Origin of the sequence: Sphingopyxis sp. KK2 (assembly GCF_001990265.1) — a bacterium.
Classification (GTDB): domain Bacteria; phylum Pseudomonadota; class Alphaproteobacteria; order Sphingomonadales; family Sphingomonadaceae; genus Sphingopyxis.
Genome location: NZ_LYVN01000004.1, coordinates 56,670 through 70,395, shown reverse-complemented (window position 1 = coordinate 70,395; position 13,726 = coordinate 56,670). Strand labels below are relative to the sequence as shown.

Here is a 13,726-nt window from a genome sequence, read left to right as displayed (position 1 = left end):
AGGAAGGGAGGCGGCTTGGCGCCGAAGCTGACGCAGGCGGACAGCGTCGCGGCGCCGAGCAAAAGCAGCAAGGGCGTGCGGAGACGGCGGGTCATAGGGCTGGTCCTCATTGCTTGTAATCGGGCAGCTTGCTGCCGCTGATGACGGCGCCCGCGCCTTGCTGGTCGAGCTTGTCGGTCAGGCTGGAGAGCGAGGACGAGGTGCGGCGCAGGTCGCGGATCAGCGCGTTCGCCTCGGGGATCGTCGTTTCGCTGAAAGTCTTGAGGCCCGGGCGCGCATCAGCGATCGCGCCTTCGAGCGTCTTCATCGAATTGTTCGCCGAGGCCAGCGTATCGCGCAGGTTGCGCATCGCAGGGTCGACATTGCGGTCGATCGTGCCCTGCGTCGTCGCGGCGAGATTGCCGATCTGTTCGGCGGCGAGCCCGGTCTGCTGGATCGCGATGCGGGTGTCGGCAAGCGCGCGTTCGAGCGCGGGGCCGTTGCGTGCGAGGATCGCGGTCGAGGCTTCGACATTGTTGAGGATGCCGCGCATGCTCGCCTGATTCTCGTCATCGGCGAGTTCGGCGAGGCGCTCGGTGAGGGTCGAGAGGCGCTGGAGAAGCTGCGGCGCGGTGTTGAGAAGTTCGCCGAGGCCACCGACGCGGTTGGGAATGACGGGCTTGCCGTTCGGCCCCTTGTCTTTGATCGGCGGTGCGCCCTTGACCCCGCCGGCGAGCGAGATCTGCGAGACGCCGGTGAAGCCGACGCCTTCGAGCGCGGCCGTGGTGCCCTGAAGGATCGGTACATTTTCCTCGACCTCGATCCGGACGCGGACGAATTCGGGATCATCGGGGAGCAAGGCGATCTGGCGCACCTGGCCGACTGGCACGCCCGAATATTGGACCTGCGCGCCCTTGCTGAGGCCATCGACAGACTGTTTGAAGTAGATGTCGAATTCCTGTTTGTCGCCGCCGCTGTCGTTGGCCAGCCAGACGACGAAGATGGCAAGCGCCGCCGTGAAGAAGAGGACGAAGGCGCCGACGAGGACGTTGTTCGAGCGAGTTTCCATCAGTCGTTCCTATCGCCGCTGCGCGGTTTGGTTCCCGCCTGCCGCTGCGCGGCCGCGGGGTCCGTTGAAATAATCCTGTATCCACGGATGCTCGGTGGCAAGCAGTTCCGCGATGGTGCCGATCGCGATTACCTTCTTCTCGGCCAGCACTGCGACGCGGTCGCAGGTGGCGTAGAGCGAGTCGAGATCGTGGGTGATCAGGAAGACGGTGAGCCCCATGGTGTCGGCGAGTTCGCGGATCAGTTCGTCGAACTTGGCGGCGCCGATCGGGTCGAGCCCCGCCGTCGGTTCGTCGAGGAAGAGCAGCGCGGGGTCGAGCGCGAGCGCGCGGGCGAGGCCGGCGCGCTTGACCATGCCGCCCGACAGTTCGGCGGGATATTTGGGGCCGGCATCGGGGGGCAGGCCGACCATCGCGACCTTGTAGGCCGCGATCTCGTCGAGCAATTTCTGGTCGAGCCGCGGATAATATTCGCGCAAGGGGACCTGGATATTTTCGGCGACGCTGAGCGTCGAGAAGAGCGCCCCGCCCTGGAACATCACGCCCCAGCGGCGGCGCAGGTCGCGCGATTCCTCTTCGTCGGCGATGGTGTCGAGCGACTTGCCGTACACCTCGATCTCGCCCGCGTCTGGGGTCTGGAGCCCGATGATCGAGCGCATCAGCACCGACTTGCCGGTGCCCGACCCGCCGACGACCCCGAGAATCTCGCCCGAGCGGACATCGAGATCGAGGCCCTCGTGGATCACCGCATCGCCGAACTTGTTGACGAGGCCGCGCACGCAGATTGCGATCTCATGCTGCTCGGGCCGCACCGCGTCGGCAGCGGCGAGTTCTTCCTGCAATTGCTGTTCTTCAATCTCGTCGGCCATCAGTTCCATCCGATCGAGGAGAAGAAGACCGCGAAAAAGGCGTCGAGCACGATGACGAGGAAGATCGCGGCGACCACGGCCGAGGTGGTGCGCTTGCCGACTTCCTCGGCATTCTGGCGCACCTGCATGCCTTCGTAACAGCCGGTGACGCCGATCAGCACGCCGAACACCGGCGCCTTGATCAGCATCGCCCAGAAATCGGTCATCGGGATGATGTCGCGAAGCAGCTGGATATAAGTGAGCGGCGGGATTTCGAGCCCGATCCAGCAAAAGACGCCGCCGCCGACGATCGCGCAGATGCTGGCGTAGAAGCCGAGCAGCGGCATGAGGATCGTCGCGGCGGCGACGCGCGGCAGCACGATCGCCTCCATCGGCGACACGCCGATCGTGCGCATCGCGTCGATTTCCTCGGTCAGTTTCATCGTGCCGATCTGCGCCGCAAAGGCGCTGCCCGAGCGGCCCGCGACCATGATCGCGGTCATCAGGAGTCCGAGTTCGCGGATCGATGCGCGGCCGACGAGGTTGATCGTGAACACCTCGAGCCCGAATTGCCGGAGTTGCACCGCCCCCTGCTGCGCGACGACGATGCCGATCAGGAAGGTCATCAGCCCGATGATCGGCAATGCGTCGAAGCCGACGGTCTGGAAGCGCGTGACGATCGCGTTCCAGCGCAGCCGGCGGCGAGCGCGGAGCTGGGTACCGAGCGCCATGATCATCGCGCCGAAGAAGCCGATAATTCCGAGCAGTTCGTGCCACACCGCCATGCTGGCGGTCCCGACCTGTTCGAGCATGCGATTCATCGCCGAGCGGCGGTCGCGGTGGACGCGATAGTCGCTCTTGTCGCTGGCGAGTGCCTCGAGCAGGCGCTCGGCCTCGGGACTGGCGCCCGTGACCTTCGCGCCATGGTCGCGCACGGTCCGGGTGACGATCCAGGCGCCGACGGTGTCGATGCGTTCGATCGCCGAAAGGTCGAGCGAGGCGATCGGGCCGAGCGCGTCGAGCCGCGCGGGCAGATCGCCGAGCCGGGCGAGCGTCAGGCGGCCGGTGAATCGGACTTCGGCGCCATCGGCGCCATCGCTTTGTTCGAAATCCGCCCGGGCCACCATCGTGTGACGACATTGTATTATTTGGCGAATAACGGCAAGCCATTCCACGCAGCGTCGCCGTTCCGGTGCGCAGCCTTGGCCTCGGCGCGCCCGCGCGCTAAGGCGCTGGCCATGGATGATAATATCGTCGTTCCCGAGCCGGCACCGGCGCACCGCATTGCGATGTACGACATGGACCGCACGATCACCCGCGCGGGAACCTATAGCGGTTTCCTGATGCATGTGGTGCGGCGGCGGCAGCAATGGCGGATGTTGCTCACCCCGCTCGTCGGGCTGGCGGGCGTCGCCTATTCGCTGGGGCTCATCGACCGGTCGCGGCTGAAGGCGATCAACCTTCGGCTGCTGGTCGGGCCGCGCTTCCGCCGCGACGAGATCGCGCCGCTCGCCGAAAGCTATGCCGACATGGTGGTCGCGAAGGGGCTGCACCGCGCCGCGCTCGACCAGCTCGAGGCCGACCGCGCCGCCGGATATCGCGTGCTGCTCGCGACCGCCTCCTTCCACCTCTATGTCGATGCGATCGCGAAGCGACTGGGGATCGCCGACGTGCTGGCGACGCGGCTCGACGAACCCGATGGCGCCGACCATGTCCATGCCCGGCTGTCGGGCGACAATTGTTATGGCGAGGCGAAATTCGCGCGCATTTCGGACTGGCTGGCGGCGAACGAGATATTGCGCGATGCCGCGCATATCCGCGCCTATTCGGACCATGTGTCCGACCATCCGATGCTGCATTTCGCCGATGAGGCGGTCGCGACGACCCCATCACGCGGGCTCAGGAAGCTGGCGCCGCGGATGGGGTGGACGGTGGTCGACTGGCGGGCTCGGAAATAGCCTAAACCGCGTCGAGCGCCTGCGCGAAGTCGGCGATCAAGTCGTCGGCGTCCTCGATGCCGATCGACACGCGGACCAGATTGTCGGTGATGCCGAGCGCCTTCTTGCGTTCGTCGGGGACCGATAGGTGCGTCATCGCCGCGGGGTGGCTGGCGAGCGTCTCGGTGCCGCCGAGGCTGACCGCGAGTTTGGCGATCTTGAGCGCGTCGAGGAAGCGGAAGCTCTCCGCCTCGCCGCCCTTGATGAAGAGCGAGAAGGTCGAACCGGCGCCGGTGCAGTGGCGCTCGTAAATGTCCTTCTGGCGCGCGTCGGTGATGAAGCCGAGATAGCCGAGCCCCTCCACCTTGGGATGATCGCGCAGGAAGGTGCAGACCTTGAGCGCATTTTCGCCCGCGCGGCTCATGCGCAGTTCGAGCGTTTCGAGGCTGCGCAGCAACATCCATGCGGTGTTGGGGTCGCAGATCGTTCCGATCGTGTTGCGCATCGGACGGATCGCGTTGATCAGCGCCTGATCGCCCGACACGCCGCCCGCGACGAGGTCCGAATGACCGCCGGCATATTTGGTGAGGCTGTAGACGATAAGTTCGGCACCCTGGTTCAGCGGCTTTTGCCAAAGCGGGCCGAGGAAGGTGTTATCGATCGCGATCGCGGGCTGCTGGTCGTCGGTGAAGGCCGCGTCGCGCGCGGCGCGGACGGCCTCGACATCGACGAGCGCGTTGGTCGGGTTCGCCGGGCTTTCGAGATAGACAAGCGCGACCTTGCCGCCTTTTTCGGCGGCGAGAGCCTTCGCACGGTCGAGGATCGCGTCGAGTTCTTCGCGCGTCGCGCCGGCTGGGAAGTCGAGGAAGCTGACGCCGAAGCGCGACAGGATGCGCGCGATCAGCGTCTCGGTCGCCGCATAAAGCGGACCCGAATGGACGATCACGTCATTCTGGCTCACGAGCGCGAGCAGCAGCGTGGCGATTGCCGACATGCCGCTGGAAAAGACGAGGCTGTCGTCGGCGCCGTCCCAGACCGCGAGGCGATCCTCGAGGATTTCCTGATTCGGTCCGTTGAAGCGCGAATAGACGAGGCCGTCGGCGGGACCTTCGCGCTTGCCGGTGATATGCTCGAAGAAGCGCTTGCCCGCGGCGGCGCTTTCGAAGGCGAAGGTCGAGGTCAGGAAGATCGGCGGCTTCAGCGATCCTTCGGACAGCATGGGGTCATAGCCGAGTCCCATCATCAGCGTCGCGGGGCTCAGCTCCTTGTCGCCGATTTTCTTTTTGTCCGTCTTGGGTTTGCCGCGCATGGCCATTGAGGTGCTCCTTATATGTGGCGGCCCTTATAACGCTCGAAGTTTCATTTGAAACTATGTTGCGCGGGTCAGGCTATCGCTGCGATGGCCCAGATCACCCCGATCAGCAGCGGGACGCCGATGATATCGAGTGCGAGGCCGGCCTTTAGCATGCGCGGCAGCGCGATATGGTCGGTCGCCCAGGCGAGCGCATTGGGGCCGGTGCCCGACGGCAGCATGAAGCCCCAGCTTGCCGCCATCGCGACGGGCAGCGCGAGCAGCACCGGGTCGACCCCGGTCGCGGCGATGAGCGCCGCGAGAACGGGCATGATGCCGCTGGCGGTCGCGACGTTGCTGGCGAATTCGGTGATGAGGATGGTGAGCGCGACGATGACGGCGGCCAGGACGATCGTCGGCATGCTGCCGAGCGGCGCGAGCACCGTGCCGAGCCAGGCGGCGAGCCCGCTGGCGGTGATGGCGGCGGCGAGGGCGAGACCGCCACCGAACATCATGATGACTCCCCAAGGCGCTCTGTCGGCTTCTTTCCACAGCAACAGCGGCCGGCCGGTGCCGTCCGGGACGACGAAGAGCAGCAAGCTGCCCGCGACGGCGATCGTGCCGTCGGTGAGTGCGCCCTTGGGCAGATAGGGCTCGAGCCAAGGCTGGGCGATCCAGGCGACGAGCACGAGCAGGAAGATTGGGACGACGCGCCGTTCTGCCGCGCTCCATATCGCCTGGTTGCCGAGCGCCGAAGCGGCGGCGCGGCCGTCGAACGGATGGTCGGCGAGGCGCTGGACGCGTGCGAGGATCCACATCGCGGCGGGAGTGGCGAGCAGCACGACAGGCACGCCGTAGATTGCCCAGTCGAGGAAGGAGATGCGCATCCCCAGCGCCTTTTCGATCAGCCCGGCGGCGATCGCATTGGTCGGGCTGCCGACGAGCGTGCCGAGGCCGCCGATCGAGGCTGCAAAGGCGATGCCCATCATCACCGCGCCGGCAAACCCCTCCTTCTCGCCCTCTCCGACCCCGCCGGCGCGGACGACGGCGAGCGCGATCGGGACCATGATCAGCGCGGTCGAGGTGTTCGAGATGAACATCGAGATGAGCGCGGTCGCGGTCATGAACGCGAAGAGCAGCCCGGTCGCGGTCGGCGATGCGCGCTTGAGCAGCGCGAGCGCGATGCGGCGATGCAGCCCGACGCGCTCGATCGCGAGCGCGAGGAAGGCGCCGCCGAGGATCAGGAACAGGATCGGCGAATAATATTCCTTGGCGATGGCATTGGCGTCCATCACCCCGAAAGCGGGGACGAGCAGGAAGGGGAGCAAGGCGGTGACCGTCAGCGGCATCGCCTCGGTCATCCACCAGATCGCCATCAGCACGGTCAGCGCGGCGACGTGCCAGGCGGTCGTCTCCATCCCCGTGGGCGCGGGCAGCGCGAGCATGACGGTGACGATCAGCAGCCCGCCGACGAGTCCGAACCAGCGTGTCCCCGTCATTGCGTCCTTTTCCTCCCCCGCCCGCCGGTCAGGCGAGGCCGATCACCGACAATTGGCGGCCATAGCTGTTTTCGCTTTTGTGGCACGCGCGGCGGTAGCTGAAATAATCTTCCGCCTCGGCATAGGTGTCCTGCCCGCCGATGGCAATTCGCGTCACGCCTGCCGCAGCGAGGCGCGCGGCGACATAGGCGGCGATGTCGAACATCGCATGGCCGGGCTGGCCCGCGGCGAAGAAACGCTCGTTCGCAGGATCGTCGGCGAGGAAGGTCGAGACGAAGCCGTCGTCGACCTCATAGGAAGCGCGGCCGATGCACGGGCCGATCGCCACCGAGATATTGGAACGCCGTGCGCCGAGGCTTTCCATCGCGGCGAGCGTTGCGTCGGTGACCCCGGCGAGCGCGCCCTTCCAACCGGCGTGCGCGGCGCCGACAACGCTGGCTTTGTGGTCGGCGAAAAGAACGGGGACGCAGTCGGCGGTGAGGATGCCGAGCAATATGCCCGGCGTGCGGGTGGCGAGCGCGTCGGCCTCGGGCCGGGCGGAGAGGTCGCTGTCGTTATCGACGATGATACAGCGATTGCCGTGGACCTGGTAGAGGCCGGTGAGAGTGGCCCCCGGTTGCACGGCATCGGCGACGCGGCGGCGGTTCTCGGCGATCAGGGCGGGGTCGTCGTTCGAGCCGAGGCCGGTGTTGAGCGAGGCGAGGTCGCCGGTCGACACGCCGCCGCGGCGGCCGAAGAAGCCGTGCGAGGCGCCTGCCAGCGCGTCCGAGGTGACGAAGGGGGCGCTCACAGGTCGAGCCTGAAGAAGCGGTCTTCATCGACATGGTTGCCGACGCGGAATTCGTTGCGGCCGACGTCGTAGAAGCCGTAGCGGCGGTACACCGCCTGCGCGCGCGGATTGTCGGTGAAGACGGTAAGGTAGAGTGTCGAGGCGCGCGCGCGCGCCCAGTCGATTCCCCAGTCCATCAGCGCGGTCGCGACGCCGGTGCCCTTCGCCGCCTCGGCGAGATAGATCTGGTGAAGCTCGACCGCATTGTCGGTCGGCTGCTCGGGAGGCAGGTCGAAATCGAGTGGGCCCATCTTGGCATAGCCGATGATCGCGTCGTCCGGACCGTGCACGAGCATGATCGCCCAGTCGGGATGTTCGATCTGCGCGCGCAATTTGTCGGGCGGGTTCCAGGTCGAGAGGAACAGTGCGAGGTCGACGGGGTCGTAGATATGGCCGAAGGTCGCGGTGAAGGCGGCATTCGAGAAATCCGACAGCGCCTCGGCATCGGCGGCGGTGGCGGGGATGAGGAGCGTCATGCGGTAAATCCTGTGGGGGTGGGCCACGCGGCGGCGTGGGCGGTGAGGACCTGGAACAGTTCGCCCATCTCGCCCGCCTCGACGAGGCGATGGCGCTGGCCTTCGAGTTCCTCGGCGCGGGCCGGCGAGGTGGCAATCAGCGCTTGCAGACGCGCGTCGATGCCGAGCCGCTGGAGCCAGAGCCCCTGGCCGACGGGACCGGCGACGGTCAGGCCGCCGCTGCGGGCGGCGTCGCCGAGCGCGGTGAAATCGACATGTGCGGTGAGATCGACCTCGCCGGCGCGCTCGAAGGGGTCGGCATAGCGGTGGTTCGACACCGCCTGCAACGTATCGCCGGCTGCCGGGCCGCGATAGCCATAGTCGATCGCCAGCATCGCGCCGCCGGCTTGCGCGATAGACCGCGCGCAGCGGTGCATGGCGGCGATCGAGGCGGGGCTGGTTTCGATGACGGTACCGGCGGGCTGACTGCGCAACGAAGGCGGCACGTCGCTGTCGACCGGCGCGTCGCTATGCAGCGTCACCAGACGGGCGCCGTCGCGCGCGACGAGGCGCTCGCGCCAGCCCTCGGGGGTCGCGAGCAGCTGGCGGACCGGCAGCGCGTCGAAAAATTCATTGGCGACGACGATCAGCGCTGCGTCGCCGGGGAGGCTCTCGACGCTGTCATGGTGCGCAGCATCGGGGATGCGCGCCAGCTGCGCGGCGCGCAGCGACGGACTGGTTTCGACCAGCTCGATCCCGACCGGATTGCAGCCGAAGCGCCGCATCGCGCGCAGCGCATCGGCGGCGAGGGTGCCGCGGCCGGGGCCGAGCTCGACATAGCGAAAGGCGGGGCGCCCGGCGCGATCCCACAGGTCGGCGCACCAGATACCGACGAGTTCGCCGAACATCTGGCTGATCTCGGGCGCGGTGGTGAAATCGCCTGCGGCGCCGAGCGGATCGCGCGTCGCATAATAATGACCGTTCGCCGCGCCCATATAGTCGGCGATGCTGACCGGACCATGTCTCCAGAGGTCGGCCAGCGGGCCGCTGTCAGGCAACGGCGTCGGGTCCGGCGATCGGCTCGATCCGCTGGCGGCGGCGCTTGGCGGTGAAGACGAGCCACAGCCCGATGACGATCATCGGCACGGTCAGCCATTGCCCCATCGACAGGCCTGTCGCCTCGACGACATTCATGCGCTGGACGTCGGGTTCGCGGAAATATTCGACGACGAAGCGGCTGACGCCATAGATGATCGACGCCATGCCGACGAGCAGCCCGGGCTTGTAACGCGCCTGGGTGCGCCAGAAGAGGTACGACAGGATCGCCATCATCAGCAGCCCTTCGAGGCCGGCTTCGTAAAGCTGGCTCGGGTGGCGCGGGTCGGGGCCGCCGTCGGGGAAGATGATTGCCCAGGGCACATTGGTTATGCGTCCCCATAATTCGCCGTTCACGAAATTTGCGATGCGCCCGAGGAACAGGCCGAAGGGAATGACGCAGGCGATATAGTCGCAGAAGCGCAGGAAGCTGAGCTTTTCCTTGCGCGTCACATACCAGATCGCGATCAGCACGCCGATGACGCCGCCATGGAGCGACATGCCGCCGTCCCACAATTTGAAGATCGTCACCGGCGCCTTGATATAGGCCTCGAGGTTGTAGAAGAGCACATAGCCAAGCCGGCCGCCGAGGATGATGCCGAGCATGGCATAGAAGATCATGTCGTCGGCGTGGCGGCGCGCCATCGGGGCCCCAGGCTGGTCGATCAGCTTGAGCAGATACCAGTAACCGAGGAAGATGCCCGCGAGATAGGCGAGCGCGTACCAGCGGATCGGCCAGCCGAAGACGCTGAACGCAACCTCGCTATGCTCGCCCATCAGGTCGGTGAAGTTCACATATTGCGTTGCTTCGGCTAAGGTTGCAAAAAGAAACATATAGTCGCGCTGTCCTTCCCCAGGAGAGGCCTCCCCATAAGGGGTATGGCGAGCGAGACCAAGAGGAGAGATGCCCGATGCCATCCGCGCTCGATTTGCGCCTGGAAGCCGCCTATAATCTGATCACGGGCCCGGGCGGCCCGATCCAGGTCGGAACGGTCGAACGTTTTGGCCGCGAACTTCCCTTCATCACCAATGCGCCGACCAACCTCGGCGACTATGTTGCATTTTTTGCTGCGCAGCACGGCGATGCCACCTTCCTCGTCGAGGGCGACGAGCGGCTGAGCTTCAAGCAGGTCTATGCCGCGGCGCGGCAGGTCGCGGCGGGGCTGGTCGACGGCTATGGCGTGCAGCGCGGCGACCGCGTCGGCATCGCGATGCGCAACGCCAATGCATGGTGCGTGACCTATATCGGCGTGCTCCTCGCGGGCGGCTGCGCCACGCTGCTCAACGGCTGGTGGCAGGGCGGCGAACTCGCCGCGGCGATCGCCGACAGCGAGACCAGCCTGGTCATCGCCGACGTCCAGCGCGCCGCGCGGCTCGAGGAAGTCGGACATGCCGGCAAGATCATCACGCTCGACTTGCTCAAGCCGATCGACGAAGCGATCGCGCCGATCACGTCGGCGGGCGGCGGCCCCGAAACGGTGCTGCCGGTGCTGACCGGGCAGGACCTCGCGACGATCCTGTTCACCTCGGGCTCGACCGGCCAGTCGAAAGGCGCCTATTCGCGCCACCAGGCAGTGGTGCAGGCGATCTTCAACTATGTGACGCAGACCGCGAGCATCGTCCACCTGCTGACGCAGGACGGTCTGATGTCGGACATCCAGCCCGCGACCTTGATCTGCACGCCCTTGTTCCACGTCACCGCCGAGATCCCGGTGTTCCTGCAGAGCCTCGCGCTCGGGCGCAAACTCGTGCTTATGCCCAAATGGAACGCCGACGAGGCGATGCGGCTGATCCAGGACGAGCAGTGCAATTATTTCGTCGGCGTGCCGCTGATGAGCTATGAAATCCTGACCAGCCCGAACCGCAAGAATTACGACCTGTCGACGTGCAAGAGCTACGCCGGCGGCGGCGCGCCGCGCCCGCCCGAGCATGTGAAGCGCCTGTCCGAGGAAATGGGCGATGCCAAGCCGCTGCTCGGCTATGGCCTCACCGAGACCAACGCGGTCGGCTGCGGCATCATCAACGAGAATTACCTCGCCAAGCCGATGTCGACGGGCCCGGCGTCGAAACCGCTCGTCGACCTTGCGATCCTCGACGACAATGGCGAACCCGTCGCGCAGGGCGGCGTCGGCGAAGTGTGCATGCGATCAGTGTGCAATTTCGAGGGCTATTGGAATAATGCGGCGGCGACCAAGGCGGCCTTTTTCGACAATGGCTATTTCCGTTCGGGCGACCTCGGCTATCTCGACGAGGACGGCTATCTGTTCATCGTCGACCGCAAGAAGGACATCATCATCCGCGGCGGCGAGAATATCAGCTGCCAGGAAGTCGAAGCGGCGATCTACGAACATGCCGACGTCAACGAATGCGCGGTGTTCGGCCTGCCCGACGAGCGGCTGGGCGAGGTCGTCGGTGCGGTGATCTGGGTCAAGCCCGGCAGCACGGTCGACGATGGCGCGATGTGTTCCTTCCTCAGCGAGCGGCTGGCGCCGTACAAGGTTCCCTACAAGATCTGGATGTCGAACGCGGCGCTGCCCAAGCTCGGCAGCGAAAAGATCGACAAGGTGTCCTTGAGGAACCAGTATCGCGCGCAGTTCGCGACGGAGGTCGCGGCGTAACCAGAGGGCGTAATGGAACGAAAGGGAGATATGGCCGAGCCTGAACCTCCCGTCGCTCCGTCCGATCCGGCGGCGCCCGCGGTCGCCGCGTCGCCGGTGCGCATTTATCGCCACCGGCTGCCGACGCGCATCTGGCACTGGGCCAATGCGGTGACTCTGCTGATCCTGCTGATGAGCGGGCTGATGATCTTCAACGCGCACCCGCGCCTCTATTGGGGACAATATGGCGCCAACCCCGACCATGCCTGGTTCGCGGTCGGCGCGACGCCGACGACGGGCTTCGTGCGGATCGGCGAGACGCGGATCGAAACCACCGGGGTGCTCGGGCGCTGGACCGACGCGCAGGGGGCGGAGCAGACTTGGGCGTTTCCGGGTTGGGCGACGATCCCGACCAGCTACAGCCTTGCCGACGGGCGACGCTGGCACCTGTTCTTTGCCTGGGTGCTCGCGATCGGGCTGACGCTCTATATGCTCTGGACCGCGTTCGGCGGGCATTTGCGCCGCGACCTGCACGTCCGGCGGCCCGAATGGTCGCCGCGCCATATCTGGCACGACATCAAGGATCATGCGCGGCTGCGCTTCCCGAAAGGGGAGGCAGCGGCGCGGTACGGCATCCTGCAGAAGCTGAGTTATATCGGGGTGATCTTCATCCTGTTGCCGCTGATGATCCTCACCGGGCTGACGATGTCGCCGGCGATGGGCGCGGCCTGGCCCTGGCTGCTCGACGTGTTCGGCGGACGCCAGTCGGCGCGCTCGATCCACTTCATCGCGGCATGGCTGCTCGTCCTCTTCTTCCTCGTCCATCTCGCGATGGTGCTGCTTGCGGGGCCGGTGAACGAGGTCCGTTCGATGGTCACCGGCTGGTTCCGCCTGCCGCCGGAGAGGGACGCATGAGCGGCCTCATCCTGCCGCGACGCCAGTTGATCGCACGCGCCGGCGGACTGGTCGCGGCGGCCGGGACGCTGCCGCTACTCGCCGGCTGCGACGCGATTAACGAGGCGCCGCTCACGCGCAAGATCCTGTCGATGGGCGAGGAGATGAACCGCGCCAGCCAGCGCGCGCTGATCGATCGCGATGCGCTCGCGCGCGAGTTCAGCCGCGCCGATCTGTCGCCGGTGTTCCGTTCGAACGGGACCAAGCTGCCCGCGGGCGACGCCTATGCCCGCCACGCCGCGACGGGTTTCGCCGACTGGCGTGTTGCGGTCACGGGGCTGGTGGCGAAGCCGCTGGCACTGTCGATGGCCGACATCCGCGCGATGCCGCAGCGCAGCCAGATCACGCGCCACGACTGCGTCGAGGGGTGGAGCGCGATCGGCGAATGGACCGGGGTGCAGCTGTCGCGCATCCTTGCCGCCGCGGGGCTGAAGGACCGCGCGCGCTATATCGTCTTTCGCTGCGCCGACCGGATCGGCGACGCACTTTATTACGAAAGCTGCGACCTCGTCGATGCGCTGCATCCGCAGACGATCATGGCGTGGGCGCTCAACCGCGAATTGCTGCCGATCGCCAACGGGGCGCCGCTGCGGCTGCGGATCGAGCGCCAGCTCGGGTACAAGCATGCCAAATATGTGACCGGGATCGAAGCGGTCGCCAGCCTCGACGGTGTCGGCGCGGGCAAGGGCGGCTATTGGGAAGACCGCATCGATTATGAATGGTATGCGGGAATCTAGGCCGGATATTTTTCGTTCATGCCCTGCCAGCTGAGCGCGACCAGCTTTTCGAGCACCGCGAGATCCACGTCGGCGAGTTTCTTGATGTAGAGGCACGCCTTGCTGCTCGTATGTTTGCCGAGCCGGGCGAGCAGCGCGTCGGCCTCGCCCTGCAATGCGCCATAATGATCGCCCATCACATAGAGCGTCATTGCGCCCTTGCGCGGGCTGTAGCCGGCGCGGCACATCGTGCCGGCGTGGCCGCTGTCGTATACATAGTCGTAGCTGCCGTAGCCGATGATCGAGGGCCCCCACATCTTCGGGGCCTGTCCGGTGGCGCGGCGGTGGATCGCGTCGACCACGGCCGCTTCCTCGCGGCGGCGCGCTTCGGGGATCGCGGCGATGAAGTCCTCGACGGTGACTTCGGTTGCCCTGGTCTTGATTTCGGCCATTTCGTGT

At 66.3% G+C, this 13,726-nt stretch carries 14 protein-coding genes; 4 read left to right on the top strand and 10 right to left on the bottom strand.

Features of this window, described 5'->3' with window-relative positions; genetic code table 11:
- Positions 1–106: 106 nt before the first annotated feature.
- From B1A78_RS01510 to B1A78_RS01500, 3 genes are read right to left on the bottom strand one after another with little or no spacing between them, the layout of a single operon-like run.
- On the bottom strand, positions 107–1,048 hold the full coding sequence (locus B1A78_RS01510; RefSeq protein WP_077145275.1) for an MlaD family protein: 942 nt from the start codon (positions 1,046–1,048) through the stop codon (positions 107–109).
- Between the two features lie 9 nt (positions 1,049–1,057).
- On the bottom strand, positions 1,058–1,915 hold the full coding sequence (locus tag B1A78_RS01505; protein WP_077145281.1) for an ABC transporter ATP-binding protein: 858 nt from the start codon (positions 1,913–1,915) through the stop codon (positions 1,058–1,060).
- Positions 1,915–3,021: an ABC transporter permease gene (locus tag B1A78_RS01500; protein ID WP_077145274.1), complete on the bottom strand. Its 1,107-nt coding sequence runs from the start codon at positions 3,019–3,021 to the stop codon at positions 1,915–1,917. Before B1A78_RS01500 ends, B1A78_RS01505 begins: the two co-directional genes overlap by 1 nt.
- Before the next feature lie 111 nt (positions 3,022–3,132).
- On the opposite strand from B1A78_RS01500, the gene B1A78_RS01495 reads away from it, so the two are divergent.
- The gene (locus B1A78_RS01495; protein ID WP_077145273.1) at positions 3,133–3,852 is read left to right on the top strand and encodes an HAD family phosphatase; all 720 of its coding nucleotides are present in this window, start codon (positions 3,133–3,135) and stop codon (positions 3,850–3,852) included.
- 1 nt (position 3,853) lies between these two features.
- Here B1A78_RS01495 and B1A78_RS01490 read toward each other — a convergent pair whose 3' ends face one another.
- The 6 genes from B1A78_RS01490 to lgt all read right to left on the bottom strand — a co-directional run bounded on the left by B1A78_RS01490 (position 3,854) and on the right by lgt (position 9,834).
- A complete protein-coding gene (locus B1A78_RS01490) occupies positions 3,854–5,146 on the bottom strand; it encodes a cystathionine gamma-synthase family protein (RefSeq protein ID WP_077145272.1) in 1,293 nt (430 codons plus the stop codon).
- A gap of 68 nt (positions 5,147–5,214) precedes the next feature.
- Complete coding sequence (locus B1A78_RS01485; RefSeq protein ID WP_077145271.1) at positions 5,215–6,621, bottom strand: DASS family sodium-coupled anion symporter; 1,407 nt, start codon at positions 6,619–6,621, stop codon at positions 5,215–5,217.
- A 28-nt stretch (positions 6,622–6,649) separates the two neighbouring features.
- Positions 6,650–7,411, bottom strand: coding sequence for a peptidoglycan editing factor PgeF (gene pgeF / locus B1A78_RS01480; RefSeq protein ID WP_077145270.1), 762 nt, complete (start codon positions 7,409–7,411; stop codon positions 6,650–6,652).
- The gene (locus B1A78_RS01475) at positions 7,408–7,926 is read right to left on the bottom strand and encodes a GNAT family N-acetyltransferase (protein ID WP_077145269.1); all 519 of its coding nucleotides are present in this window, start codon (positions 7,924–7,926) and stop codon (positions 7,408–7,410) included. The genes pgeF and B1A78_RS01475 overlap by 4 nt, the downstream gene beginning before the upstream one ends.
- Positions 7,923–8,963 (bottom strand): class I SAM-dependent methyltransferase, encoded by a 1,041-nt coding sequence (locus B1A78_RS01470; RefSeq protein WP_077145268.1) that lies wholly within the window; start codon positions 8,961–8,963, stop codon positions 7,923–7,925. Before B1A78_RS01470 ends, B1A78_RS01475 begins: the two co-directional genes overlap by 4 nt.
- Positions 8,956–9,834 carry a prolipoprotein diacylglyceryl transferase gene (lgt, locus tag B1A78_RS01465; protein ID WP_077145267.1) on the bottom strand — a complete coding sequence of 293 codons (879 nt, stop codon included), beginning with the start codon at positions 9,832–9,834 and terminating at the stop codon, positions 8,956–8,958. Before lgt ends, B1A78_RS01470 begins: the two co-directional genes overlap by 8 nt.
- Positions 9,835–9,911: 77 nt before the next feature.
- On the opposite strand from lgt, the gene B1A78_RS01460 reads away from it, so the two are divergent.
- The 3 genes from B1A78_RS01460 to B1A78_RS01450 are packed head-to-tail and all read left to right on the top strand — an operon-like array spanning position 9,912 to position 13,288.
- Positions 9,912–11,618, top strand: a complete 1,707-nt coding sequence (locus B1A78_RS01460; RefSeq protein WP_077145266.1) for a class I adenylate-forming enzyme family protein — start codon at positions 9,912–9,914, stop codon at positions 11,616–11,618.
- A gap of 30 nt (positions 11,619–11,648) precedes the next feature.
- Complete coding sequence (locus B1A78_RS01455) at positions 11,649–12,512, top strand: cytochrome b/b6 domain-containing protein (RefSeq protein WP_083733714.1); 864 nt, start codon at positions 11,649–11,651, stop codon at positions 12,510–12,512.
- The gene (locus tag B1A78_RS01450; RefSeq protein ID WP_077145265.1) at positions 12,509–13,288 is read left to right on the top strand and encodes a molybdopterin-binding protein; all 780 of its coding nucleotides are present in this window, start codon (positions 12,509–12,511) and stop codon (positions 13,286–13,288) included. Before B1A78_RS01455 ends, B1A78_RS01450 begins: the two co-directional genes overlap by 4 nt.
- On the opposite strand, the gene B1A78_RS01445 is transcribed toward B1A78_RS01450, so the two are convergent.
- On the bottom strand, positions 13,285–13,719 hold the full coding sequence (locus tag B1A78_RS01445) for a DUF1801 domain-containing protein (protein ID WP_077145264.1): 435 nt from the start codon (positions 13,717–13,719) through the stop codon (positions 13,285–13,287). The two genes, B1A78_RS01450 and B1A78_RS01445, sit on opposite strands and share 4 nt — an antisense overlap.
- Positions 13,720–13,726: the final 7 nt, after the last annotated feature.